This is a genomic window from Streptomyces sp. NPDC060000 (assembly GCF_042737375.1).
Classification (GTDB): Bacteria; Actinomycetota; Actinomycetes; order Streptomycetales; family Streptomycetaceae; genus Streptomyces.
Window position 1 is genome coordinate 145,525 of record NZ_JBHWUU010000003.1, and the last position, 24,579, is coordinate 170,103.

Here is a 24,579-nt window from a genome sequence, read left to right on the forward strand (position 1 = left end):
TGCGCCACAAACCCTCCGCATCGTATCCACGATGCGATTCCATCGATACTGCCTGAAAGCAAAGAGCGAGCCGTGTTCCGGTACACACCGGACACGGCTCGCTCACTGGTCTCTCTGGCGACATGCCCTCGGCCAAGCCGCGGCTCAGCCGTCCGACTCCTCGGAGTCGCCCTCCACGAGACCCTTCTGAAGGACGGGCCCTTCGCCGGGCGCCAGCGAGTCGAGGATGCGCTCCAAGTCCTCCATGGAGGCGAACTCGACGGTGATCTTGCCCTTCTTCTGCCCCAGGTCGACTTTCACCCGGGTTTCGAAGCGGTCCGAAAGCCGGGTCGCCAGGTCGGTCAGCGCCGGGGAGACCCGACCGCCTGCCCTCGGTCCCTTCGCTCGCTGAGCCGTCTGCGGACGCGAGCCCATGAGGGTCACGATCTCCTCGACGGCCCGTACCGAGAGTCCCTCAGCCACGATGCGGTGGGCCAGCCGGTCCTGCTCCTCCGAGTCATCGACGGAGAGCAGTGCCCGGGCATGACCGGCGGAGAGTACTCCGGCCGCGACCCTGCGTTGGACCGCCGGCGAGAGCTTGAGCAGACGCAGCGTGTTGGAGACCTGCGGGCGCGAGCGACCGATGCGGTCCGCCAACTGGTCGTGCGTGCAGTTGAAGTCCTTGAGCAGCTGGTCGTACGCGGCCGCTTCTTCCAGCGGGTTCAGCTGGGCCCGGTGGAGGTTCTCCAGGAGGGCGTCCAGGAGAAGCTTCTCGTCATCGGTGGCCCGGACGATCGCCGGGATCGCCTCCAGGCCGGCCTCGCGGCAGGCCCGGAAACGCCGCTCACCCATGATCAGCTCGTAGCGCGCGGGGCCCAGCTGGCGTACGACGACCGGCTGAAGCAGGCCCACCTCCTTGATGGAGGTGATGAGCTCGTGCAGCGCGTCCTCGTCGAAGACCTCACGGGGCTGACGCGGGTTCGGCGCGATGTGATCAAGGGGAATCTCGGCGAAATGCGCTCCGATGGGCGGCGCGGGCATCTCCACGGAGCCGTTCGCCGACAGCTCCTCTGTTTCACGTGAAACAGGCGGCAGCGTGGCCACCTTTGCCGCAGCTACCCCCCGGTCGGTCGTCAGCACCGGTACGGCTGCGGGGGACGTGGATCCTCCGCCTCCCAAGGCGGCCTGCGCCGGTGTCCTCTCTGTCGGGGCAGCAGGGATCAGTGCACCAAGACCGCGGCCCAACCCCCTCCGTCGCTCACTCACTGAATGTCCTCCACCATGTTCGCGTTGTTCTGGGCGCCGATATGGGCGTGTGTCGCGTCGTAGCTGACCCCGACACCCCTCAGCGCCAGCTCTCGTGCTGCCTCGAGGTAGGAGAGAGCGCCGCTCGATCCCGGGTCGTAGGTCAGGACCGTCTGTCCATAGCTCGGTGCCTCGGAGATGCGGACCGAGCGGGGAATGCTCGTCTTCAGCACCTCCTCCACGAAGTGGGTGCGCACCTCCTCCGCGACCTGTGACGCGAGGCGCGTCCGGCCGTCGTACATGGTGAGCAGAATGGTCGACACATGCAGGGTGGGATTGAGGTGTCCGCGCACCAGGTCGACGTTGCGCAGCAACTGCCCCAGACCTTCCAGCGCGTAGTACTCGCACTGGATCGGGATGAGGACCTCGGCACCGGCCACCATCGCGTTGACCGTCAACAGGCCGAGTGACGGCGGGCAGTCGATGAGAATGTAGTCCAACGGCTGCTCGTAGGCCTGGATCGCCCGCTGGAGGCGGCTCTCACGTGCCACCAGGGACACCAACTCGATCTCCGCGCCGGCGAGATCGATCGTGGCGGGCGCGCAGAACAGGCCCTCTACATCAGGGACAGGCTGAACGACTTCCGAGAGCGGGCGACTGTCGACCAGCACGTCATAGATGGATGGAACCTCGGCATGGTGGTCGATTCCCAGGGCCGTGGACGCGTTGCCCTGAGGGTCGAGGTCGACCACCAGAACTCGGCCACCGTGCAGGGCCAGGGAAGCGGCGAGATTGACGGTCGTCGTCGTCTTGCCCACTCCACCCTTCTGGTTGGCGACCACGATCACACGGGTCTGCTCAGGGCGTGGCAGACCCTCGCCGGCGCGGCCCAGAGCCTCCACCGCGAGTTGGGCAGCACGACCGATCGGAGTGTCGTCCATCGGGGGCGGTGTTTCACGTGAAACATCCTCCCCGAACGACTCGGTACGGGGACCGGGGACCGGATCGGTCATCGGTCCCGCGATGTTGGCGTCGGACCGCACGGATTCACTCTCCTCGACTTCAGGCTCGCAATGAACAGAGCCTCCCATGTCTTCGGGGTCATGAACCAGCGAGGCCTGTTGTTCTGTGGAGAAATCCACCTCTGTGGACAACTCCGGCCCCGCACCGAGTGAACCGAGAGGCTTACGGTCGCGGGGTTCGGCTGCGGCGCGGCCGCGGCTGATGATGCCGTGGAGCAGAGAGCGACGTTTCACGTGAAACACGATGCACAGCGCCGCTGGCCGGATCCCTCGCGACACTCCGTGATGCGTGGGTTTGGCTGCTTGTGTGGAGTACGTCTCAGCGGCGTCGGCGGGTTCGGCTGGTACGGGCCGCCTTGGCCCGCTTGGCGGCGAATCTCACGCCACCCGGGCTCTCCCCCACCTCGACCCGCACCACCGTGGACAGCGGTTCCACCACGCCCTCACCGACCTGCAGGATCGAGGTCCCCACGGCGCCGAGCTTACTCAGCGCCGTGGAGGCGCTCTTCAGCTCTTCCTCGGCGGTGTCGCCCTTGAGGGCGAGCATCTCACCGTAGGGACGCAGCAGCGGAATGCCCCAGGTGGCCAGGCGGTCCAGAGGCGCCACGGCGCGGGCGGTCACCACATGCACCGGGGGCATGGTGCCCATGACCTCCTCGGCGCGGCCGCGCGCGACCGTGACATGGTCCAGGCCGAGAAGCTCGACGACCTCGGTGAGGAAGTTGGTGCGCCGCAGGAGCGGCTCCAGCAGGGTGATCTTCAGGTCCTCCCGCACGAGCGCCAGGGGAATGCCAGGCAGGCCGGCCCCCGAGCCGACGTCGCAGACGGTCACGCCCTCGGGCACGACCTCGGAGAGCACCGCGCAGTTCAGCAGATGCCTCTCCCACAGGCGGGGCACCTCTCGTGGGCCGATGAGCCCACGCTGGACGCCTGCCTCGGCCAGAAGTTCGGCGTATCGGACCGCGTCACCGAAGCGATCACCGAATACCTCTCGTGCCACCTCAGGCGCAGGCGGGAGCTCAGCTGCCTCCGTCACGGGGACCGTCCTTCCGTACCGCATCAGCGCTTCGAGCGCCGACCACCAGAACTACCGGGCTGACAAAGATCGGCCCCGCCTGCGCAACAGACGGGGCCGGGTTCACGTACGTACCGAATCAGTTGGGCAGTACGACGACGAAGCGCTGCGGCTCTTCGCCCTCGGACTCGCTGCGCAGACCGGCGACCTTGACCGCGTCGTGGACGACCTTGCGCTCGAACGGCGTCATCGGCTTCAGCTTCACCGGCTCACCGCTGTTCTTCGCGTCGGCCGCTGCCTTGGCACCCAGCTCAGAGAGCTCGGCACGCTTCTGGGCGCGGTAGCCCGCGATGTCCAGCATCAGCCGGCTGCGGTCGCCGGTCTCCCGATGCACGGCCAGGCGCGTGAGTTCCTGGAGCGCCTCCAGCACCTCGCCGTCCCGGCCGACCAGCTTCAGCAGGTCACGGGTGCCCGCGTCGCTGATGATCGACACAGAGGCGCGGTCGGCCTCGACGTCCATGTCGATATCGCCGTCGAGATCAGCGATGTCCAGCAGACCCTCGAGGTAGTCCGCCGCGATCTCACCCTCCTGCTCCAGGCGGGTCAGGGTGTCTGCACCCTCGGCGGCAGCGGAGGTGGTGCCTTCCGTCACGGGATGGGCTCCTTCTTACTTCTTGGACGGGGACTTGGGGCGCTGCGGGCCGCCCTTGCGCTGCCCGGACTGGGCTTTGCTGCGGCCACCGCTGCCGGACTTGGGAGCGGCCTGCTTGGCCGTACCGGCGGCTCCGGAGGGCTTGGTGTCCTCGGATTCGTCGGACTTGCTCAGCGAGACGGCCTCTTCGGCGCCCTTCGCCAGGGTCGCGGACTGGCGCTGGGACTTCGACTGCCGCTTGGGCTGCTGCCGCTTGGCTGCCGCCGCGCTCGTCGTCGTGCCGTCCTCGGCCTGGATCGCGGCCTGGGCCTCGCCGCCCTTGATCACAGTGCCGTCGGCCTGGGCGGCAAAGCCCACCTTGGTCAGACCGTTGATGAACTTGCGCTCCGCGTCGTTGCGCTCGCGGCCCTTGGCCACGATGGCCTTGACGATCGCCTTCTCGCCGCGGCTGCGGGTCTTGCCGTGGTGCGTGACGTGCTTGTACAGGCGCTCCAGGTACGCGGCCTGAGCCTTGGAACCCGGGGTCGGGTTGTTGCGGATCACGTACATCTGCTGGCCCATGGTCCACACGTTGGTGGTCAGCCAGTAGACGAGGACACCGACGGGGAAGTTGATGCCGAAGACGGCGAACATGACCGGGAAGACGTACATCAGCATCTTCTGCTGCTGCATGAACGGTGTCTTCACCGAGGTGTCGACGTTCTTCGTCATGAGCTGGCGCTGCGTGAAGAACTGCGACGCCGACATCATGACGATCATGATCGCGGTCACGATGCGGACGTTGGTCAGCGAAGCGTCGAACGGCACCAGGTCCGCGGCGCTGTCCGTGAACTTCGCGGCCAACGGGGCACCGAAGATGTGCGCCTTCTGCGCGCTCGCCAGGAGGCTTTCGTTGATCACGCCAATGGTTTCACCGTTGGCGATGCCGTTGAGCACGTGGTACAGGGCGAAGAAGAACGGAGACTGCGCCAGGATGGGAAGGCACGAGGAGAGCGGGTTGGTGCCCGTCTCCTTGTACAGCTTCATCATCTCTTCGGACTGACGCTGTTTGTCGTTCTTGTAGCGCTCCTGGATCTTCTTCATCTCGGGCTGCAGCGTCTGCATGGCCCGCGTCGCCTTGATCTGCTTCACGAAGAGCGGGATCAGGCAGATTCGGATCAGAATCACCAGGGACACGATGGACAGGCCCCAGGCCCACCCGGTGTCGGGGCCGAAAATGGACCCGTACACCTTGTGGAACTGGACGATGACCCAGGAGACAGGTGTCGTGATGAAGCTGAAGAGGCTGGCAATCGTGTCCACTAATCATGCTCCTTGGGCATGGGACGGTGTCTCTGCGGCCGGGCTCGAAGGAGAAGGCGAATTCTCTTCGGTGGCCGCTTCGGCGGCGGAGGTCCCGCCCCTGCGTGCACGCCAGGCGTCACGCAACATTTCGTGCCACCGCGGGCGCTTGCGCGGCGGAACATGGTCCACGCCACCGAGCGACCACGGATTGCACCGCAGGATCCGCCAGGCGGTAAGTGCCGTTCCCTTGATCGCGCCGTGCCGGTCGATGGCCGTGTAGCCGTAATGGGAGCACGACGGGTAGTACTTGCACACCGGCCCGAGCAGTGGACTGATCGTCCACTGGTAGAGCTTGATCAGAGCCAGCAGCGGGTACTTCATCGCGCGCCCCCTCCCAGTAGCCGTTGAAGGGCGGCATCCAGGTCTTGGGCCAGCTGTGCGTGGTCGGCGTCGCCCGCCCCGGGCAGCGCCCGTACGACTACCAGGCTACCGGGGGGAAACAGGGTGACCCGGTCGCGCATCAGATGACGCAGTCTGCGTTTCACCTTGTTGCGCACGACAGCGCCGCCCACGGCTTTGCTCACGACGAAACCCGCACGCGTCGGGGGAGCGCTCTCCCCAGGCGCGTGCGGGTCCGTGGCACCGCTTCGAAGATGGACCACGAGGGTCGGGCGGCCAGCCCGACGACCCCGTCGTACCGCGGCCGCAAAGTCCTCGCGCCGCCTCAGCCGATGCTCGGTAGGCAGCACGACGTCATGACCTGATCAGGCTCAGGCGGACAGGTTGGCGCGACCCTTGCCGCGGCGGTTCGCGAGAATCGCGCGACCGGCACGGGTGCGCATCCGCAGGCGGAAGCCGTGGGTCTTGGCGCGACGACGGTTGTTCGGCTGGAAGGTGCGCTTGCTCACTCGGGGGCTCCAGAAATCAATCGGTGGTGGCGGGGTGCCGTCCTGGCTGTCACCGTGCGCCCACGAGGTAGCTCGCGGTTAAACGCCCGAGTGCACCGCTTCCCGATCACCGACGTGATCTGTGCCCATCGGAGGCAGGCGGCAGCAGCCATCGACAACTCGACCTGGGTACGGTACGCGCGGCTCCGCCATTCGGTCAAACCGGCGGTCACTGGGAGACACTATCCACAGCCTGGGGACAACAACTTGAACCGCAGCCGTCGGCCTGACTACCGTGGCTGAACTCCGATTCGTTCCTTTGTCCCTGTCCCCGCCCGATATGAATCCCGACCGTCCCGCAACCACACGTTCGTGGGACCCACGAGAGAGCGTGCCCTGTGGCTGACGTGCCTGCCGATCTTGCCGCAGTGTGGCCACGAGTACTGGAGCAGCTCCTCGGGGAGGGCCGCGGCCAGGATGTCGAGGTGAAGGACGAGCACTGGATCCGCCGCTGCCAGCCACTGGCGCTGGTCGCCGACACCGCGCTGCTCGCCGTGCCGAACGAATTCGCCAAGGGCGTCCTCGAAGGCCGCCTCGCCCCGATCGTCAGCGAGACCCTGAGCCGCGAATGCGGGCGTCCGATCCGTATCGCGATCACTGTCGACGACTCCGTCGGCGAGCCACCGGCCCCGTCGGCACCCTCCGCACAGCAGCAGTCGCGCTACGAGGAGCCCGAGCTCTCCGCCGGGTCCTACGACGGCCAGGACGGCCGGTACGACGGTCAGGACAAGCGATACGACGGTCAGGACAACCGCTACGGCACCGGGTACGACAAGTCGTACGAAAGCCAGTACGAGGGCTACGGCCGGCACCGCGCCGAACAGCTGCCCCCGACGCCCGGTGACCAGCTTCCCGGCTCGCGCCCGGACCAGCGCCCGGACCAGCGCCCGGACCAGCGGCCAGACAAGCGCCCGGACCAGTTGCCCACCGCGCGGCCCGCGTACCCGTCGGAGTACCAGCGCCCGGAGCCCGGCGCCTGGCCGCGGCCGCAGCAGGACGAGTACAGCTGGCAGCAGCAGCGGCTCGGCTTTCCGGAGCGTGACCCCTACGCGTCGCCCTCGTCGCAGGACTCGTACGGCGGGCCCGCGTCGCAGGCTCCGTACGGCGCCCCGCCGCAGCAGGACTCCTACGGTCCGCCGTCGCAGGACTACCGTCCCCAGTCGATGGATCGGCCGCCGTACGACCCCTCGCCGTACGAGCAGAAACGCTCCGACTACGACCAGCGCGACCCCGGTCGCCGTGAGCCGGCAGACCCGTCGGCCGGTCCCGGTCATCCGCACCGCGGCGGTCCGGGCGGTCCCGGCCGGCCCGGCGCCGGTGCGCCCGGACCGTCGGCCAAGCAGTCCTCGCCGACCGCCGGCCCCGGTGAGCCGACCGCCCGCCTGAATCCGAAGTACCTCTTCGACACGTTCGTCATCGGCGCCTCCAACCGGTTCGCGCACGCGGCCGCCGTCGCCGTCGCCGAGGCACCCGCGAAGGCGTACAACCCCCTGTTCATCTACGGGGAGTCGGGCCTCGGCAAGACGCACCTGCTGCACGCCATCGGGCACTACGCGCGAAGCCTCTACCCGGGCACGCGCGTGCGGTACGTGAGCTCCGAGGAGTTCACCAACGAGTTCATCAACTCCATCCGTGACGGCAAGGGCGACAGCTTCCGCAAGCGGTACCGCGAGATGGACATCCTGCTCGTCGACGACATCCAGTTCCTCGCGGACAAGGAGTCGACTCAGGAGGAGTTCTTCCACACCTTCAACACGCTCCACAACGCCAACAAGCAGATCGTGCTGTCCAGCGACCGGCCGCCGAAACAGCTGGTCACGCTGGAGGACCGGCTGCGGAACCGTTTCGAGTGGGGCCTGATCACCGATGTGCAACCGCCCGAGCTGGAGACGCGCATCGCGATTCTCCGCAAGAAGGCGGTGCAGGAGCAGCTCAACGCCCCGCCGGAGGTACTGGAGTTCATCGCGTCCCGGATCTCGCGCAACATCCGCGAGCTGGAGGGCGCGCTGATCCGGGTGACGGCGTTCGCGTCGCTCAACCGGCAGCCGGTGGACCTGGGCCTGACGGAGATCGTCCTGAAGGACCTGATCCCCGGTGGCGAGGACTCCGCCCCGGAGATCACCTCGACGGCCATCATGGCCGCGACCGCCGACTACTTCGGGCTGACGATCGAGGACCTGTGCGGCACCTCGCGCGGTCGCGCGCTGGTGACGGCCCGGCAGATCGCCATGTATCTGTGCCGTGAGCTGACGGACCTGTCGCTGCCGAAGATCGGCGCGCTGTTCGGCGGCCGCGACCACACGACGGTCATGCACGCGGACCGCAAGATCCGCAATCTGATGGCCGAGCGGCGCTCCATCTACAACCAGGTGACCGAGCTGACCAACCGCATCAAGAACGGCTGACGGCCCCGCGGAACGCGTCTCATACGTCGCCGAGGCGCCCCCGGAGGGAGATCCGGGGGCGCCTTTCGTCGTCCCGGGACCAGGCACATGGATCGGCGGACGTGGCCGGCGACGGCCGATCCCGCGCCTGCGGAAGGTCCCTCACTCGCCGGCCGATTGCCGGTCCCGCGCCGGTCCCGCGCCGGTCCCGCGCCGGTCCCGCGCCGATCCCGCGCCGGACCGGCGGCCGAATCCTCGCCGAACCGCGGCCGAATCCGCACCGGCCGCGGCCGGAACCAGGCCGGACCGCGGTTGGCAACGGTCGTCCGCTGCTCACCCGGTGTTCGATTACCGGCCGGGTTACGGCCACTGTCCACAGATTCGGCGACTTTTTCCCGTCCACACCCTGGGGACCGGGAAGTTGTCCAGACTGTGTCCACAGGCGCTCCCGGTGCGGGACGATCGGACCAGGTCACCTGGTTGTGGATTCGTGGACGAAGGTTTTCCACAGCCTGTGGACAAAGAAATGATCCACAGGCTGTGCACGAGGTTGTCCACCGGCAACCCACAGGCTGAGGCCGGTTGTCCCCAGTGATCTCCGGCTTCTCCACATGGCTGTCCACTGTTCGGCAACCCGACGCGCCTCCTCACCGGGTCGAGTGAAAGGCGTCACACGAAGGTGCCAGGTTGGCCTGTGGGAAAGGTGGGTAAACCTGGGGACGCCGCTGGGGACAACTCGCCCCAGCCTGTGCACGGTGTGTGCAGAACTTTCTGTTCTCCACAGAAGGCCCTGGTTTTCCACCGGCTCCGCCCACAGGACCAGTGGACAAAATCTCGCCTCTGAGCTGCGAAAACACGGTTATCCACCGTTTCCACAGCCCCTACTACTACTCCCAACTAGAGAGAGTGAGAAATCCGTTTAGAAGGGGGTCCTGTGCACAACTCGCTCCTCGGTGCCCGGCTGCCCCTCGTCACGACTTGACCCCGAGGGGCACCGACTGTCAGTGCGGTGCGTCAGACTGGTCCCGGTGGTCCTGCCCCACACCGGGGCCGGCCACACCGAGACAGACGACGAAGGCCAGGCAGGGCGAGAAGCGCCGGCAACAGCAGGAGGCGGCAAGAGTGAAGATCCGGGTGGAACGCGACGTACTCGCGGAGGCCGTGGCCTGGGCGGCACGCAGCCTCCCGGCCCGTCCGCCGGCGCCTGTCCTCGCCGGCCTGCTGCTGAAGGCCGAGGACGGCCAGCTGAGCCTGTCCAGCTTCGACTACGAGGTCTCCGCGCGGGTCTCCGTGGAGACCGAGGTCGAGGAGGAGGGCACGGTCCTCGTCTCCGGCCGCCTGCTCGCGGACATCTGCCGCGCCCTGCCCAACCGCCCGGTCGAGATCTCCACAGACGGTGTACGGGCGACGGTGGTCTGCGGCTCCTCGCGCTTCACGCTGCACACACTGCCTGTGGAGGAGTACCCCTCCCTGCCGCAGATGCCGAACGCGACGGGCACGGTCCCCGGCGAGGTCTTCGCCTCCGCGGCCGCCCAGGTCGCCATCGCCGCAGGCCGTGACGACACGCTGCCGGTCCTCACCGGTGTGCGCATCGAGATCGAGGGCGACACGGTCACGTTGGCCTCCACCGACCGCTACCGCTTCGCGGTCCGCGAGTTCCTGTGGAAGCCGGAGAACCCCGACGCCTCCGCGGTCGCCCTGGTGCCCGCCAAGACGCTCCTGGACACCGCCAAGGCGCTCACGAGCGGCGACAGCGTCATCCTGGCGCTCTCCGGGTCCGGCTCGGGCGAGGGGCTGATCGGCTTCGAGGGCGCGGGACGGCGTACGACGACCCGCCTCCTGGAGGGCGACCTCCCGAAGTACCGCACGCTGTTCCCCACCGAGTTCAACTCCGTCGCCGTGATCGAGACCGCCCCCTTCGTGGAGGCCGTCAAGCGCGTGGCCCTGGTCGCCGAGCGCAACACCCCGGTGCGGCTCAGCTTCGAGCAGGGCGTGCTCATCCTGGAGGCCGGTTCCAGCGACGACGCACAGGCTGTGGAGCGGGTCGACGCCCAGCTCGAGGGCGACGACATCTCGATCGCCTTCAACCCGACCTTCCTGCTTGACGGCCTGAGCGCCATCGACTCACCCGTGGCCCAGCTGTCCTTCACGACGTCCACGAAGCCCGCGCTGCTCAGCGGCAAGCCCGCGCTGGACGCGGAGGCGGACGAGGCCTACAAGTACCTGATCATGCCGGTGCGCCTCAGCGGCTGACGCCGGCGCCGCGGATCCGGCGGTCGTCCACAGCCCGTGGACGACCGGGGCGGATCCTGGGGAGAAGCCACCGATGAATCCGCAGGTGGGGTCGTACGTCTGAGCGCGTATGCCCACAGGTGTGCGTGAGCGTCCGGGTTTAGGCTCGGACATGGGTACGAGAGTGCCCCACACGCCACACAGCGACCTAAGGAACAACTGATGGAGCTCGGTCTCATCGGCCTCGGCAAGATGGGCGGCAACATGCGCGAGCGGATCCGCCGCGCGGGCCACACCGTCGTCGGATACGACCGCAACCCGGACCTCGCCGATGTCCACAGCCTCCAAGAGCTTGTGGGCAGGCTCAAGGGCCCGCGCGTGGTCTGGGTGATGGTCCCGGCCGGTGCCGCCACCCAGTCGACCGTCGACGAGCTCGCCGAGCTGCTCGAGCCGGGTGACGTCGTCGTGGACGGCGGCAACTCCCGCTGGACGGACGACGAGAAGCACGCGGAGGAGCTGGCCGCCAAGGGCATCGGGTTCGTCGACTGCGGCGTCTCCGGCGGCGTCTGGGGCCTGGAGAACGGCTACGCCCTGATGTACGGCGGCGACGCGGACCACGTGGCCAAGGTGCAGCCGGTCTTCGACGCACTCAGGCCCGAGGGCGACTTCGGCGCGGTGCACGCCGGCAAGGTCGGCGCCGGCCACTTCGCGAAGATGGTCCACAACGGCATCGAGTACGCCATGATGCAGGCCTACGCCGAGGGCTGGGAGCTGCTGGAGAAGGTCGACTCCGTCACGGACGTGCGCGAGGTCTTCCGCTCCTGGCAGGAGGGCACGGTCATCCGGTCCTGGCTGCTCGACCTGGCCGTCAACGCCCTCGACGAGGACGAGCATCTCGACAAACTGCGCGGCTTCGCGCAGGACTCCGGCGAGGGCCGGTGGACGGTCGAGGCCGCGATCGACAACGCCGTGCCGCTGCCCGCGATCACGGCCTCGCTGTTCGCGCGGTTCGCGTCCCGTCAGGACGACTCGCCGCAGATGAAGATGATCGCGGCGCTGCGCAACCAGTTCGGCGGCCACGCGGTCGAGAAGAAGTAGTCCACAGGGTCGCCCCCGCGATCCACAACCCTGGGGGAGGTCGGCGAACGACCATGCACGTCACGCATCTGTCGCTGGCCGACTTCCGCTCGTACGCCCGGGTCGAGGTTCCACTGGACCCGGGCGTCACCTCGTTCGTGGGCCCCAACGGGCAGGGCAAGACGAACCTCGTCGAGGCCGTCGGCTACCTCGCCACCCTCGGCAGTCACCGGGTCTCCTCGGACGCGCCGCTGGTGCGCATGGGCGCCGACCGCGCGATCGTCCGGGCGCAGGTCAAGCAGGGCGAGCGGCAGCAGTTGATCGAGCTGGAGCTGAACCCGGGCAAGGCCAATCGCGCCCGCATCAACAGGTCCTCGCAGGTCAGGCCCCGTGACGTACTGGGCATCGTACGGACCGTGCTGTTCGCGCCCGAGGACCTCGCGCTGATCAAGGGTGATCCCGGTGAACGGCGCCGCTTCCTCGACGAGTTGATCACCGCGCGCTCCCCGCGGATGGCCGGCGTGCGCTCCGACTACGAGCGGGTGCTCAAGCAGCGCAACACGCTCCTCAAGACGGCCGCGCTCGCCCGACGGCACGGCGGCCGCTCGATGGACCTGTCGACCCTGGACGTGTGGGACCAGCACCTCGCGCGCGTGGGTGCCGAGTTGCTCGCCCAGCGCCTCGACCTGGTCGCCGCGATCCAGCCGCTGGCCGACAAGGCGTACGAGCAGCTGGCGCCCGGAGGCGGTCCCGTGGCCCTGGAGTACAAGCCGTCCGCGCCCGGTGAGGCACACACGCGTGAGGACCTCTACGGGCAGCTGATGGGCGCGCTCGCGGACGTCCGCAAGCAGGAGATCGAGCGGGGCGTGACCCTGGTGGGCCCGCATCGGGACGACGTGACCCTCAAACTCGGTCAGCTGCCCGCCAAGGGCTACGCCTCGCACGGCGAGTCGTGGTCCTACGCGCTGGCGCTGCGGCTGGCCTCGTACGACCTGCTGCGGGCCGAGGGCAACGAGCCGGTGCTGGTCCTGGACGACGTCTTCGCCGAGCTGGACGCCCGTCGGCGGGAACGGCTGGCCGAGCTGGTGGCGCCCGGCGAGCAGGTGCTGGTGACGGCGGCGGTCGACGACGACGTACCGCATGTGCTCGCGGGCGCCCGGTACGCGGTGGCCGAGGGGACGGTGGAGCGCGTATGACCGCGGAGGAGCCTGCCGCGAAGCGGGTGCCCGAGCCCTCCGGCGTCGACCTCGCGCGGGTGGCGCTCAGGGCGGCCCGTGAGCAGGCACGCGCGCGTGGGGACGCGGCGCAGCAGAAGAAGCAGGCGCGGCGGGGCGGCGGTCTGCGCTCCGGGGCGCGCGCCGACGGCCGCGACCCCATGGCATTGGGCGCCGCGATCAACCGGCTGCTCACCGAGCGCGGCTGGGAGGCGCCGGCCGCGGTGGGCGGTGTGATGGGCCGGTGGCCGCAGATCGTCGGCGAGGACGTGGCCAAGCACTGCGAGCCGGAGAAGTACGACGAGGACGAGCGGGTGCTGATCGTGCGCTGCGACTCGACGGCCTGGGCGACGAACCTGCGCCTGCTCGCGCCGACCCTCGTCGCGCGCCTCAACGAGGATCTCGGGCACGGCGCGGTGCGGCAGATCAAGGTGCTCGGCCCGAACGGTCCCGCGCGCCGCTACGGCCCCCTGAGGGCCCCTGGAAGCACCGGTCCCGGCGATACCTACGGGTGACGTGCGTCACGCGTTCGAAGGCCGGGACGGTGCTGTGGCGACCGCCCGGCCTTCGTTCCGTGTGCCCGCGTGCGGGTGCGAATTCCGACCTGACTCCCAAGTAGCCAAGGGTTGACACCCGGAAGCGCTGAGTGCCTCCGTGAGCCTCTTGGAGCCCCCTTCCGTATATCGGGACCCGGAAGAGACCGGTTGAGGGCGGCACATGCGGACTCAGGTACCGGCAAACCCCCATCAGTGTCAGTGCTACCGGTAGACTGGAAGCCAATCCCGCCCCACACGTGGGGACCGCCCGGGAGAAGCTGAGCAACGCTGATCAAGGCTTACCAACGCAACATGCCGCAGCCGCTCCGGCAACCTGCCGACGAGCCTGGCTGGTGCTGTGCCAGAAAGGGCGCTTCGTGGCCGATTCCGGCAACCCCAACGAGAACATCCCGTCCACCGACGCCGGCGCGAGCGGCGGGGCAAGTGCCTCGAGCAGCGAGGTCACCGCCTCGTACGACGCCAGCGCCATTACCGTCCTCGAGGGTCTGGACGCGGTCCGCAAGCGACCCGGTATGTACATCGGCTCGACCGGTGAGCGCGGCCTGCACCACCTCGTGTACGAGGTCGTCGACAACTCGGTCGACGAGGCGCTGGCCGGCCACGCGGACACCATCGACGTGACGATCCTGGCCGACGGCGGCGTCCGCGTGATCGACAACGGCCGCGGTATCCCGGTGGGCATCGTCGCGTCCGAGGGCAAGCCGGCCCTCGAGGTCGTGCTGACCGTGCTGCACGCGGGCGGCAAGTTCGGCGGCGGCGGCTACGCGGTCTCCGGCGGTCTGCACGGCGTCGGCGTCTCGGTCGTGAACGCCCTGTCGAGCAAGGTGGCCGTCGAGGTCAGGACCGACGGCCACCGCTGGACGCAGGACTACAAGATGGGCGTCCCGACGGCCCCGCTCGTCAAGCACGAGGCCATGGACGAGACGGGCACGTCGGTCACCTTCTGGGCCGACGCCGACATCTTCGAGACCACGGAGTACTCCTTCGAGACGCTCTCGCGGCGCTTCCAGGAGATGGCCTTCCTCAACAAGGGCCTGACGATCAAACTCACCGACGAGCGCGAGTCGGCCAAGGCCACCGCCGGAGCGGACGAGGCGGGTGCGGACGAGAAGGACGAGGTCAAGACCGTCACGTACCACTACGAGGGCGGCATCGTCGACTTCGTGAAGTACCTCAACTCCCGCAAGGGCGAGGCGGTGCACCCGACGGTGATCGACCTCGAGGCGGAGGACAGGGACAAGAGCCTCTCCCTCGAAGTCGCCATGCAGTGGAACAGCGGTTACACCGAGGGCGTGTACTCCTTCGCCAACATCATCCACACGCATGAGGGCGGTACGCACGAGGAGGGCTTCCGCGCGGCGTTGACGAACCTGGTCAACAAGTACGCGCGCGACAAGAAGCTGCTGCGCGAGAAGGACGACAACCTCACGGGTGACGACATCCGCGAGGGTCTGACCGCGATCATCTCCGTCAAGCTGAGCGAGCCCCAGTTCGAGGGCCAGACGAAGACCAAGCTGGGCAACACGGAGGCGAAGACCTTCGTCCAGAAGGCGGTCTACGAGCACCTCAACGACTGGCTGGACCGCAACCCGGTGGAGGCGGCGGACATCGTCCGCAAGGGCATCCAGGCGGCCACCGCGCGCGTGGCGGCCCGCAAGGCCCGTGACCTGACCCGCCGCAAGGGTCTGCTGGAGTCGGCGTCGCTGCCGGGCAAGCTCTCCGACTGCCAGTCGAACGACCCCATCAAGTGCGAGATCTTCATCGTCGAGGGTGACTCCGCCGGCGGTTCGGCCAAGTCCGGCCGCAACCCGCAGTACCAGGCGATCCTCCCGATCCGGGGCAAGATCCTCAACGTCGAGAAGGCGCGGATCGACAAGATCCTGCAGAACCAGGAGATCCAGGCGCTGATCTCCGCCTTCGGCACCGGCGTGCACGAGGACTTCGACATCTCCAAGCTCCGCTATCACAAGATCATCCTGATGGCGGACGCCGACGTCGACGGCCAGCACATCAACACCCTGCTGCTGACCTTCCTGTTCCGCTTCATGCGGCCGCTGGTCGAGGCCGGGCACGTGTTCCTCTCCCGCCCCCCGCTCTACAAGATCAAGTGGGGCCGGGAGGACATCGAGTACGCGTACTCCGACCGGGAGCGCGACGCGCTCCTCGAGATGGGCCGCCAGCGCGGCAAGCGCGTGCGCGAGGACTCGATCCAGCGCTTCAAGGGCCTCGGCGAGATGAACGCCGAGGAGCTGCGCATCACGACCATGGACCAGGAGCACCGCGTCCTCGGCCAGGTCACCCTCGACGACGCCGCCCAGGCCGACGACCTGTTCTCGGTCCTCATGGGCGAGGACGTCGAAGCGCGCCGCGCCTTCATCCAGCGCAACGCCAAGGACGTCCGGTTCCTCGACATCTGAGTCGGTCTCAGCTGACCGCGCCAGAAAGGATTCTCACCAGCAATGACCGACGAGAACACTCCCGTCACCCCTGAAGAGGGCGGCGACGTCGTGATGCGCATCGAGCCCGTCGGGCTCGAGACGGAGATGCAGCGCTCGTACCTCGACTACGCGATGTCCGTCATCGTCTCCCGCGCGCTGCCGGACGTCCGGGACGGCCTCAAGCCCGTCCACCGCCGCGTCCTGTACGCCATGTACGACGGCGGCTACCGGCCCGAGAAGGGCTTCTACAAGTGTGCCCGCGTCGTCGGCGACGTCATGGGCAACTACCACCCGCACGGCGACTCCTCGATCTACGACGCGCTGGTCCGCCTTGCGCAGCCGTGGTCGATGCGGATGCCGCTGGTGGACTCCAACGGCAACTTCGGCTCTCCCGGCAACGACCCGGCGGCCGCCATGCGGTACACCGAGTGCAAGATGATGCCGCTGTCCATGGAGATGGTCCGCGACATCGACGAGGAGACCGTCGACTTCACGGACAACTACGACGGCCGCTCCCAGGAGCCGACCGTCCTGCCGGCCCGTTTCCCGAACCTGCTGATCAACGGCTCGGCCGGTATCGCGGTCGGCATGGCGACCAACATCCCCTCGCACAACCTGCGCGAGGTGGCGTCCGGCGCCCAGTGGTACCTGGAGAACCCGGAGGCCTCTCACGAGGAGCTGCTGGACGCCCTCCTCGAGCGCATCAAGGGCCCCGACTTCCCGACCGGCGCGCTCGTCGTCGGCCGCAAGGGCATCGAGGAGGCGTACCGCACGGGCCGCGGCTCCATCACGATGCGCGCGGTCGTCCAGGTCGAGGAGATCCAGAACCGCCAGTGCCTGGTGGTCACGGAGCTGCCGTTCCAGGTGAACCCGGACAACCTCGCGCAGAAGATCGCCGACCTGGTGAAGGACAGCAAGATCGGCGGCATCGCCGACGTCCGTGACGAGACGTCGTCGCGTACGGGGCAGCGCCTGGTCATCGTCCTGAAGCGGGACGCGGTCGCCAAGGTCGTCCTCAACAACCTCTACAAGCACACGGACCTCCAGTCGAACTTCGGCGCCAACATGCTGGCGCTGGTCGACGGTGTCCCGCGCACCCTCTCGCTGGACGCGTTCATCCGCCACTGGGTGACGCACCAGATCGAGGTCATCGTCCGCCGTACGCGCTTCCGGCTGCGCAAGGCCGAGGAGCGGGCGCACATCCTGCGCGGCCTGCTGAAGGCCCTGGACGCCATCGACGAGGTCATCGCGCTGATCCGGCGCAGCGACACCGTCGACATCGCGCGCACGGGCCTGATGCAGCTCCTGGAGATCGACGAGATCCAGGCCAACGCCATCCTCGAGATGCAGTTGCGCCGACTGGCCGCCCTGGAGCGTCAGAAGATCATCCAGGAGCACGACGAACTCCAGGCGAAGATCACCGAGTACAACGCGATCCTGGCCTCGCCGGTCCGCCAGCGCGGCATCGTGAGCGAGGAACTGGCCGCGATCGTCGAGAAGTACGGCGACGACCGCAAGACGACGCTGGTGCCCTACGACGGTGACATGTCCATCGAGGACCTGATCGCCGAAGAGGACATCGTCGTCACCATCTCGCGCGGTGGCTACGTCAAGCGCACGAAGGCGGACGACTACCGCTCCCAGAAGCGCGGCGGCAAGGGGGTGCGCGGGGCGAAGCTCAAGGAGGACGACATCGTCGACCACTTCTTCGTCTCCACCACGCACCACTGGCTGCTGTTCTTCACCAACAAGGGCCGGGTCTACCGCGCGAAGGCGTACGAGCTGCCCGACGCCGGCCGTGACGCGCGTGGACAGCACGTCGCGAACCTGCTGGCCTTCCAGCCGGACGAGGCGATCGCCGAGATCCTCGCGATCCGTGACTACGAGGCGGTGCCGTACCTGGTCCTGGCCACCAAGGGCGGGCTGGTGAAGAAGACGCCTCTGAAGGATTACGATTCGCCGCGTGCCGGTGGTGTCATCGCGATCAACCTCCGTGAGACGGAGGACGGTTCCGACGACGAACTGATCGGAGCCGAACTCGTCTCGGCCGACGATGATCTGCTTCTGATCAGCAAGAAGGCGCAGTCGATCAGGTTCACCGCCACGGACGAATCCCTGCGGCCCATGGGCCGTGCCACCTCGGGTGTCAAGGGCATGAGCTTCCGTGAGGGAGACCAGCTGCTCTCGATGAATGTTGTTCGACCCGGTACGTTCGTGTTCACTGCCACAGACGGCGGGTACGCGAAGCGGACCGCTGTCGACGAGTACCGCGTCCAGGGTCGCGGTGGCCTGGGTATCAAGGCTGCCAAGATCGTCGAGGACCGCGGTTCTCTCGTCGGCGCGCTGGTGGTCGAGGAGACCGACGAGATCCTCGCCATCACGCTGTCCGGCGGTGTGATTCGTACGCGAGTCAACGAGGTCAGGGAGACGGGCCGTGACACCATGGGCGTCCAACTGATCAACCTGGGCAAGCGCGATGCCGTCGTCGGTATCGCACGTAACGCCGAGGCGGGGCGGGAGGCGGAGGAGGTCGACGGCGAGGACGCCGTGGACGAGACCGCCGAGGCAGCCACGACCACCGGCACGGACGAGGGTGAGTCGCCCTCGTCCGAGTAGCGAGGAGTGAGTCAACGTGAGCGGAGCCACGGGCGCCGGTACGTCTGCCGGTACGGGTAAGAACGGCGGCGGCCGTGGCTCCGCCGCGTCGGCGGGGGACGCGCGTACGACCGACGCGCGGGGCGCCGGGGGTGCAGACGGGCGTGCGGCGGACACCCACACGACCCAGCTGAAGGCCATCAAGCCCCCCGCGGCCGACTCGCCGTCACCCTCGACCGCACAAGGATCGAAGGGATCCCAGGGGGAAACCGTGACGGAAACCCGAGGCACGCAGGCCAAGCAGGACGCATCACCGCTCCCCGGCGAGCGGCAGCCGCAGCAGCAGCCCGCCGGGCCCTACCACCCGCCGCAGGCCTACCCGGCGCAGTCACCCGCGGCGCCCGCCGCGGCCGGCGCCGTACGGCGACCGCGCACCGGCGCACGCACCACGCCCCGCGTGCGCAAGGCGCGGCTGCGCGTGGCGAAGGCCGACCCCTGGTCGGTGATGAAGGTCAGCTTCCTGCTCTCCATCGCCCTGGGCATCTGCACGATCGTCGCGGCCGCCATGTTGTGGATGGTCATGGACGCGATGGGCGTCTTCTCGACGGTCGGCGGGACGATCTCGGAGGCGACCGGCTCCAACGAGTCGAACGGCTTCGACCTCCAGTCGTTCCTGTCGCTTCCCCACGTCCTGATGTTCACGTCGGTCATCGCGGTCATCGACGTCGTCCTCGCGACCGCGCTCGCGACGCTCGGCGCGTTCATCTACAACCTCTCCGCGGGCTTCGTCGGCGGTGTCGAGCTGACGCTCGCCGAGGACGAGTGACCTTTGCCGTCGTAGCGCTTCCAAACCCTGCTGTGCGTCCCGCGACTATCGATTTTGGGACTGCCCACGTCGTGCGCTAATCTTCAGGAGTCAGCGCGCGGGACACACACCGCAAAGCGCGGCGGGGCTATAGCTCAGTTGGTTAGAGCGCATCCCTGATAAGGATGAGGCCACAGGTTCAAATCCTGTTAGCCCCACCAGCCAAAAGGCCCCCGGACCATCGGTCCGGGGGCCTTTTGACACGACCAGTTGATACGACCGGTTGGCATCAACGGCGGTGAACGGCTGCGGTCAGCCGACGAGCGGGTCTTCCAGCACCTCTGCGAGCGTCGTCACAGAAGCCCGTCGGGTCGATCATGCCGCCGTGCTCGGAGGGGAAGATCAGGTCGTGGCCGTCCTGCTGGGCCCAGTGGGCACCGGCGATCGTTGGGTTTCCCGTCCTTGTCCCTCTCACCAGCACGCTCACGCTCGTTGCCGGAGCGCTGACTTCGGACGCCCTGTTCGCGGGCCCGCCGCATGGGCACGCGCCGGACTCAAGTCCCCTGCGTGCGCAGCTGATGCCCGTAGCCGAGGATCACGGCCGTGCGCGGTCCCGCGGCGGGCGTCTGCACGGTGGCCTCGGTGAGGAACAGGCGTTCGGCGATTTCGCCGTTGGCCGGGCCGGCGGCGATGGGGTGGTGGGACCTCCTCTCGCGGGCCGTCAATTGATCGAAGAGCGCGCCCGCGGTGTCGTCGCGGGGCCAGGATGCGATCAGGGCGAAGTGGTCAGGCCGCGGAGGGTGCGCGAGGTGAGGACGGCGTCGCCCGAGGCCACGGCGCGTATCCCCTGGTGCAGCACGGCCGGCACGACGTCCTTGATCCGGCGCCGCGACCCGGGTCCTGCCATGGGCGGAATCGGCGAAGACCAACAGGCGCAGCACCAGGAAACGTCCGGTTCCGGCAAGCCCGGCGGCGCTGAGGTAGACGGCCTGCTCGGGAAAGATCCCCGGCGACGGCCGCACCGTGTGCAGAACGGCCATCGCGGCGCAGGTCACCGCGTAGGCGGCGGCGGCCGACCCCGCGGACTGCCAGTGCCGGCGCCATCCGGCGCGCCGCCCGGCCCCGAAGGTGAAGCGTGCGTGGAGCTCCGTACAGAGGAGGGTGGAGGCGGCGGTTATCAGCGCGTTCGCCACCGCCCAGGGCATCAGAGCGGCGCACAGCGACACAGCTGCGCTGGAGGCGACCCCGACACCGCCGCCGCACAGGACGAAACGGGCGAAGGCAGTGGTTGGACCGGGAACGACCGGGGTCCACCGTGCGTTGTCCTGGTCGGTCGCCATCCGCCCCGGACGCGGCGTGCCCCGTGTTCCACACCGTGTCTCGCGTGTGGTCTCCGGCTTCGACGCCGGCGGCGACTTCATGGACTTCCTCCCGGACGGGGTGACGGTGAACCTCTGGGGCGGGCTGGTCGGCCCATGCCGTTGCGCGCTCGTGGCGCCAAGGCGGTGCACCGCCGAGCCGAGGGAGGGTCGCGCCGACCTCGGGTCGGGGGCCGGGCCGTCAGCTCGCCGTGTCCGAGGTGGCCGACGCGACGGTATTGCCAGTCACCGTGCCGGTGGCACCGTCGATGGTGACCAGGTGCAGGACGCCGTCGGTGCCCAGCACCTCGACCTCCCACGCGCTTCCGCCACCCTGCTCTGCGATCACGTGCAGCGCCTCCGTCCTGCCATGGGCAACCGCCTTGTTGGCCGCCTCGATCGCCGCCCCGGCCGAAACCGCCGGCAGCGGGGCGGGTGCGAGGGTCCCTTCAGTGTTCTGACCGCTCTGACCGCTCTGACCGCTCTGGCTGCTCTGGGTGCCCTGGCTGTTGTCGCCGAGCCCGGATTCGTCGTTCTGGCCGCCGCGACCGCCTCGTGCCTGCTCGTGTGCGCCCTGCCGGCCGTCGTCGCCGTCCGCCCGCCCGTGCTCTGCCGCAAGCCGGCCGTGGTCGCCCTTTTCACCGTGGTCGTGGTCGACGACCGCGGCGGCGCCGGTCGCGGCCGCGACCGCCAGGACAACCGCGACGCCGAGGACGGTCCCACGACGTCGGCTCACCCGGGGGAGGCGTGCCCGGAAGGTCTTGGCCGACTTGGCCGACTTGGCTGACTTCGACAGCGCGACCGGTGAGTCCGGCGTCGACTCGGGCTGCTGCTGCTGCTGCGGTTCGGGTTGGGACATGCTGGGCTCCTGATCGCCTCGACCGGCCCGGTGCCGGCGGCTGCGATCAGCTTGGAATGCCGTTGCTGAAGCCAGGCTGAAGGTGGCTGAAGGCGTCTTCAGCCACCGCCCGTCCGGCGTGCGAGGCTGTATGCCGTGCGCGTACTGGTAGTCGAGGACGAAAAGCGGCTGGCCGCCACTCTGCAGCGAGGTCTCATGGCCGAGGGGTTCACCGTCGATGTCGCCCACGACGGGAACCAGGGACTGTGGCTCGCCCTGGAGCACAGCTACGACGTGGTCGTGCTCGACATCATGCTGCCCGGCCTCAACGGCTACCGGGTCTGCGCCAGGCTGCGCTCGGCCGGGAGCGACACACCGATCCTGATGCTCACGGCCAAGGGCGGGGAGTACGACGAGGCTGAGGCGCTGGACACCGGTGCCGACGACTTCCTGTCCAAGCCGTTCTCCTACGTCGTCCTGGTCGCCCGGCTCCGCGCGCTCCACCGTCGTACCGGCCACCGGGCCCCTCCGACATTCCGGCTCGGTGACCTGGTGATCGATCCGGCCGGCCGCACATGCGTCCGTGGCGGCACCGAAGTCCGTCTCACCGCGCGGGAGTTCGCCATTCTGGAGTACCTGGCCCGCCGGGCCGGCGAGGTGGTGTCCAAGCGCGAGATCCTCGAACAGGTCTGGGACTCGGCCTTCGAGGCGGACCCCAATCTCGTCGAGGTCCACGTCAGCGCCGTACGTCGCAAGATCGACACCTCCTTCGGGCGCTGCGCCCTGGAGACCGTCCGCGGCGCTGGATACCGGCTGGCGACCGACGGTGGCTAGCCGACTCGTCCCCCGCGTCGGTGAGAAACCGGCAGCGATCCGGCGCCTGCGCTTCGCCGCCGTGAGGCTCGTACGACACCCGTGGCCAGGATCGGTGCGGGCCCGGGCGACGCTCGGGGCGACCGCGGTCGTCGCCCTCGCACTCACCGCGGCCTCCTTCGCGCTGTTCGCCATTCTGCACGCCGACCTCCAGCGCAACGCCAACGACGCAGCCACCGCGCAGGCGGACACCGTGGGTCAGCTGGCCGCCCAGGGCAAGCTGCCCGACCTGCTGCCTCTCGCCCACGGCGCCGACTTCATCCAGGTCGTCGACAGCAGCGGGCGCGTGGTGGCCGCGAGCCAGAACCTCGTCGGCCGCCCGGCCGTCGCCGACCTGCGCCCCCATGAGGGCAAGCTGCGCGCCACCTGGTCCGGCGAACCGTTCGGCGAAAGACACCGGCAGCGGATCGTTGCTGTCACCGCCCAGACCCCCGGCGGCGCGGTCACCGTGTACGCGGGCACGTCGCTGCGGGACGCGGACGCGGCCGACGAGATCATCAAGGTCGCGCTGGGCATCGGCACACCGCTGCTGCTGGCCACGGTCGCCCTGGTCACCTGGTGGGTGACCGGGCGGGCCCTGCGTCCGGTGGAAGCCATCCGCTCCGAGGTCGCCGAGATCACCGGACACGCTCTGCACCGCCGCGTCCCGGTACCGGCCGCCCAGGACGAAATCGCCCGCCTCGCCCGCACCATGAACGCCACCCTCGACCGCCTGGAGGATGCCGTCGTCCGCCAGCGCCGGTTCATCGCCGACGCCTCGCACGAACTGCGCAGCCCCATCACCGTCCTGCGCACCCAGTTGGAGGTCGCCCTCGCCCATCCGGACCCGGCCCTGTGGCCCGATCTGGTCAGCGACGCCCTGGAGGACACCGTCCGGCTGCAGGACCTCGCCTCCGACCTGCTGCTCCTCGCCCGTCTGGATGCGGCCGAGCCGGTCAGCCGCCTCCCGCTGGACATGGCCGAACTCTGCCGTACGACCGTTGCGGCGCGTCACGGCGACCGGCTCCCCATCGACACCAGGCTGCAACCCGGCATCACCGTAGAGGGGAACCGCGGCTGGCTGATCAGACTCCTCACCAACCTCCTCGACAACGCCCAACGGCATGCCGATCGCCGCGTCGAACTGGCGCTGCACACAGACCTTGACGCCGGCCTGGTCGTACTGAAGGTGACCGACGACGGACCCGGCATTCCCGATGCCGACCGTGAGCGCGTCTTCGAGCGCTTCACCCGCCTTGACGACGCCCGCAGCCGGGACCTCGGCGGAGCCGGCCTCGGGCTGGCCATCGCCCGCGACATCGCCCATCAGCACCACGGCACTCTCCGCGTCGAACCCCACCCGTACGGTGCCGGCATCGTCGCGCGCCTCCCGCTGTCGCCATCCGGTCCCTGAAGCGGACCAGGCCGCCGACGGCGGACCGATCGCTGAGGCTGCCAGGGCTCGGCCTGTGCGATGCGCGTCCCTATATACGTCAGCTGCTCGGCTCGGCGCCCCAGTGCTCAGGCCCGACGCCGCGCCAGTCGATCCAGGGTGAACCCGAGATGTCTGCCGGGTCGATGTCCAGCCCTGCGCGCCGGAGGAACTCCGCGACATCGACGACGTTGTGAGCCAGGCCCAGGATCTCGCCGTCCACGCGAACGCGTCGGCCACCCCTGGGGGAGGGCGGATGCACGATCACGCGGCGCGGTCCGGACATTTCTTCAGGGTCGTCCGAGATGTGCGGCCCTGCATTCCAGCGCGTCATCCGGTGAGCCGCCGGCGCACAGCCGTTGCCGAGCCTTGGAGGTGCCGCAGTTCCCACCAGGCTGACGGGGTGGGACGCCGTTGCTGCCAATAAGGATGGAAGAACACCTGTGCAGACAGCCGATGCAGACGCCGCCGCAACTCGGTGCGCCCGGGCCTGTCAGCGAGCTGCCGGTAGGTGGCGCTCCACTCCTGCTGCGCTTGGACGAGATCGTCGGGGAACCGTCGCATGACAAAATTCAATCATGTGTTCGATTTCCTGTGCCATTCGGCACTGCCAGGGTGAAGCGGCGGTGGGAGGGGGGGTGTGCCGGTGGGAA

Annotated in this window: 21 protein-coding genes and 1 tRNA gene; 11 read left to right on the top strand and 11 right to left on the bottom strand. The window is 68.7% G+C overall.

Features of this window, described 5'->3' with window-relative positions; translation table 11 throughout:
* Positions 1 to 144 precede the first annotated feature (144 nt).
* From ACFWBB_RS03485 to rpmH, 8 genes are all read right to left on the bottom strand, one after another.
* Positions 145 to 1,245, bottom strand: a complete 1,101-nt coding sequence (locus ACFWBB_RS03485) for a ParB/RepB/Spo0J family partition protein (RefSeq protein ID WP_385266358.1) — start codon at positions 1,243 to 1,245, stop codon at positions 145 to 147.
* Positions 1,242 to 2,315: an AAA family ATPase gene (locus ACFWBB_RS03490; protein WP_385266444.1), complete on the bottom strand. Its 1,074-nt coding sequence runs from the start codon at positions 2,313 to 2,315 to the stop codon at positions 1,242 to 1,244. Before ACFWBB_RS03490 ends, ACFWBB_RS03485 begins: the two co-directional genes overlap by 4 nt.
* Positions 2,316 to 2,565: 250 nt before the next feature.
* A complete protein-coding gene (gene rsmG, locus ACFWBB_RS03495; RefSeq protein WP_385266360.1) occupies positions 2,566 to 3,282 on the bottom strand; it encodes a 16S rRNA (guanine(527)-N(7))-methyltransferase RsmG in 717 nt (238 codons plus the stop codon).
* A gap of 118 nt (positions 3,283 to 3,400) precedes the next feature.
* Complete coding sequence (locus ACFWBB_RS03500; protein ID WP_020130649.1) at positions 3,401 to 3,913, bottom strand: R3H domain-containing nucleic acid-binding protein; 513 nt, start codon at positions 3,911 to 3,913, stop codon at positions 3,401 to 3,403.
* A 15-nt stretch (positions 3,914 to 3,928) separates the two neighbouring features.
* Positions 3,929 to 5,215: a membrane protein insertase YidC gene (yidC, locus tag ACFWBB_RS03505; protein WP_385266363.1), complete on the bottom strand. Its 1,287-nt coding sequence runs from the start codon at positions 5,213 to 5,215 to the stop codon at positions 3,929 to 3,931.
* 3 nt (positions 5,216 to 5,218) lie between these two features.
* A complete protein-coding gene (gene yidD, locus ACFWBB_RS03510) occupies positions 5,219 to 5,578 on the bottom strand; it encodes a membrane protein insertion efficiency factor YidD (protein ID WP_385266366.1) in 360 nt (119 codons plus the stop codon).
* Complete coding sequence (gene rnpA / locus ACFWBB_RS03515) at positions 5,575 to 5,946, bottom strand: ribonuclease P protein component (protein WP_171398266.1); 372 nt, start codon at positions 5,944 to 5,946, stop codon at positions 5,575 to 5,577. Before rnpA ends, yidD begins: the two co-directional genes overlap by 4 nt.
* A gap of 21 nt (positions 5,947 to 5,967) precedes the next feature.
* On the bottom strand, positions 5,968 to 6,105 hold the full coding sequence (rpmH, locus tag ACFWBB_RS03520; protein ID WP_014047156.1) for a 50S ribosomal protein L34: 138 nt from the start codon (positions 6,103 to 6,105) through the stop codon (positions 5,968 to 5,970).
* Between the two features lie 377 nt (positions 6,106 to 6,482).
* Between rpmH and dnaA the strand changes: the two genes are divergently transcribed.
* From dnaA to ACFWBB_RS03565, 9 genes are all read left to right on the top strand, one after another.
* Entirely contained in the window at positions 6,483 to 8,549 is a 2,067-nt protein-coding gene (gene dnaA, locus ACFWBB_RS03525; RefSeq protein ID WP_385266369.1) for a chromosomal replication initiator protein DnaA, read from the top strand.
* Positions 8,550 to 9,650: 1,101 nt separating this feature from the next.
* Positions 9,651 to 10,781, top strand: coding sequence for a DNA polymerase III subunit beta (dnaN, locus tag ACFWBB_RS03530; RefSeq protein ID WP_356260508.1), 1,131 nt, complete (start codon positions 9,651 to 9,653; stop codon positions 10,779 to 10,781).
* A 201-nt stretch (positions 10,782 to 10,982) separates the two neighbouring features.
* Positions 10,983 to 11,858: a phosphogluconate dehydrogenase (NAD(+)-dependent, decarboxylating) gene (gnd, locus tag ACFWBB_RS03535; RefSeq protein ID WP_385266372.1), complete on the top strand. Its 876-nt coding sequence runs from the start codon at positions 10,983 to 10,985 to the stop codon at positions 11,856 to 11,858.
* A 53-nt stretch (positions 11,859 to 11,911) separates the two neighbouring features.
* Positions 11,912 to 13,033 carry a DNA replication/repair protein RecF gene (recF, locus tag ACFWBB_RS03540; RefSeq protein WP_385266374.1) on the top strand — a complete coding sequence of 374 codons (1,122 nt, stop codon included), beginning with the start codon at positions 11,912 to 11,914 and terminating at the stop codon, positions 13,031 to 13,033.
* Positions 13,030 to 13,566, top strand: a complete 537-nt coding sequence (locus ACFWBB_RS03545; RefSeq protein ID WP_385266376.1) for a DUF721 domain-containing protein — start codon at positions 13,030 to 13,032, stop codon at positions 13,564 to 13,566. The genes recF and ACFWBB_RS03545 overlap by 4 nt, the downstream gene beginning before the upstream one ends.
* A gap of 374 nt (positions 13,567 to 13,940) precedes the next feature.
* Positions 13,941 to 16,025, top strand: coding sequence for a DNA topoisomerase (ATP-hydrolyzing) subunit B (gene gyrB / locus ACFWBB_RS03550; RefSeq protein WP_385266379.1), 2,085 nt, complete (start codon positions 13,941 to 13,943; stop codon positions 16,023 to 16,025).
* 42 nt (positions 16,026 to 16,067) lie between these two features.
* Entirely contained in the window at positions 16,068 to 18,662 is a 2,595-nt protein-coding gene (gyrA, locus tag ACFWBB_RS03555) for a DNA gyrase subunit A (protein ID WP_385266381.1), read from the top strand.
* A gap of 16 nt (positions 18,663 to 18,678) precedes the next feature.
* Positions 18,679 to 19,467: a DUF3566 domain-containing protein gene (locus ACFWBB_RS03560; RefSeq protein ID WP_385266384.1), complete on the top strand. Its 789-nt coding sequence runs from the start codon at positions 18,679 to 18,681 to the stop codon at positions 19,465 to 19,467.
* Between the two features lie 123 nt (positions 19,468 to 19,590).
* Positions 19,591 to 19,667: transfer RNA gene (locus ACFWBB_RS03565), tRNA-Ile, on the top strand.
* 333 nt (positions 19,668 to 20,000) lie between these two features.
* Here the strand turns inward: ACFWBB_RS03565 and ACFWBB_RS03570 are convergent.
* Together ACFWBB_RS03570 and ACFWBB_RS03575 are read right to left on the bottom strand one after the other, a co-directional pair.
* On the bottom strand, positions 20,001 to 20,486 hold the full coding sequence (locus tag ACFWBB_RS03570; RefSeq protein WP_385266386.1) for a hypothetical protein: 486 nt from the start codon (positions 20,484 to 20,486) through the stop codon (positions 20,001 to 20,003).
* A 520-nt stretch (positions 20,487 to 21,006) separates the two neighbouring features.
* Positions 21,007 to 21,891: a PepSY domain-containing protein gene (locus ACFWBB_RS03575; protein WP_385266446.1), complete on the bottom strand. Its 885-nt coding sequence runs from the start codon at positions 21,889 to 21,891 to the stop codon at positions 21,007 to 21,009.
* On the opposite strand from ACFWBB_RS03575, the gene ACFWBB_RS03580 reads away from it, so the two are divergent.
* A complete protein-coding gene (locus ACFWBB_RS03580; protein ID WP_385266388.1) occupies positions 21,799 to 22,476 on the top strand; it encodes a response regulator transcription factor in 678 nt (225 codons plus the stop codon). The genes ACFWBB_RS03575 and ACFWBB_RS03580 overlap by 93 nt on opposite strands.
* A 61-nt stretch (positions 22,477 to 22,537) precedes the next feature.
* Complete coding sequence (locus tag ACFWBB_RS03585) at positions 22,538 to 23,908, top strand: ATP-binding protein (RefSeq protein ID WP_385266391.1); 1,371 nt, start codon at positions 22,538 to 22,540, stop codon at positions 23,906 to 23,908.
* Between the two features lie 79 nt (positions 23,909 to 23,987).
* Here the strand turns inward: ACFWBB_RS03585 and ACFWBB_RS03590 are convergent, their stop codons facing one another.
* Positions 23,988 to 24,212, bottom strand: coding sequence for a hypothetical protein (locus tag ACFWBB_RS03590; protein ID WP_385266394.1), 225 nt, complete (start codon positions 24,210 to 24,212; stop codon positions 23,988 to 23,990).
* Positions 24,213 to 24,579: the final 367 nt, after the last annotated feature.

Bases quoted from the DNA above. Each gene is read 5' to 3' on its own strand.
- ACFWBB_RS03590 (WP_385266394.1), bottom strand. From the start codon at position 24,212: ATGTCCGGACCGCGCCGCGTGATCGTGCATCCGCCCTCCCCCAGGGGT.
- gyrA (WP_385266381.1), top strand. From the start codon at position 16,068: ATGACCGACGAGAACACTCCCGTCACCCCTGAAGAGGGCGGCGACGTC.
- ACFWBB_RS03570 (WP_385266386.1), bottom strand. From the start codon at position 20,486: ATGGCCGTTCTGCACACGGTGCGGCCGTCGCCGGGGATCTTTCCCGAG.
- yidD (WP_385266366.1), bottom strand. From the start codon at position 5,578: ATGAAGTACCCGCTGCTGGCTCTGATCAAGCTCTACCAGTGGACGATC.
- ACFWBB_RS03545 (WP_385266376.1), top strand. From the start codon at position 13,030: ATGACCGCGGAGGAGCCTGCCGCGAAGCGGGTGCCCGAGCCCTCCGGC.
- gnd (WP_385266372.1), top strand. From the start codon at position 10,983: ATGGAGCTCGGTCTCATCGGCCTCGGCAAGATGGGCGGCAACATGCGC.
- ACFWBB_RS03490 (WP_385266444.1), bottom strand. From the start codon at position 2,315: ATGGGAGGCTCTGTTCATTGCGAGCCTGAAGTCGAGGAGAGTGAATCC.
- recF (WP_385266374.1), top strand. From the start codon at position 11,912: ATGCACGTCACGCATCTGTCGCTGGCCGACTTCCGCTCGTACGCCCGG.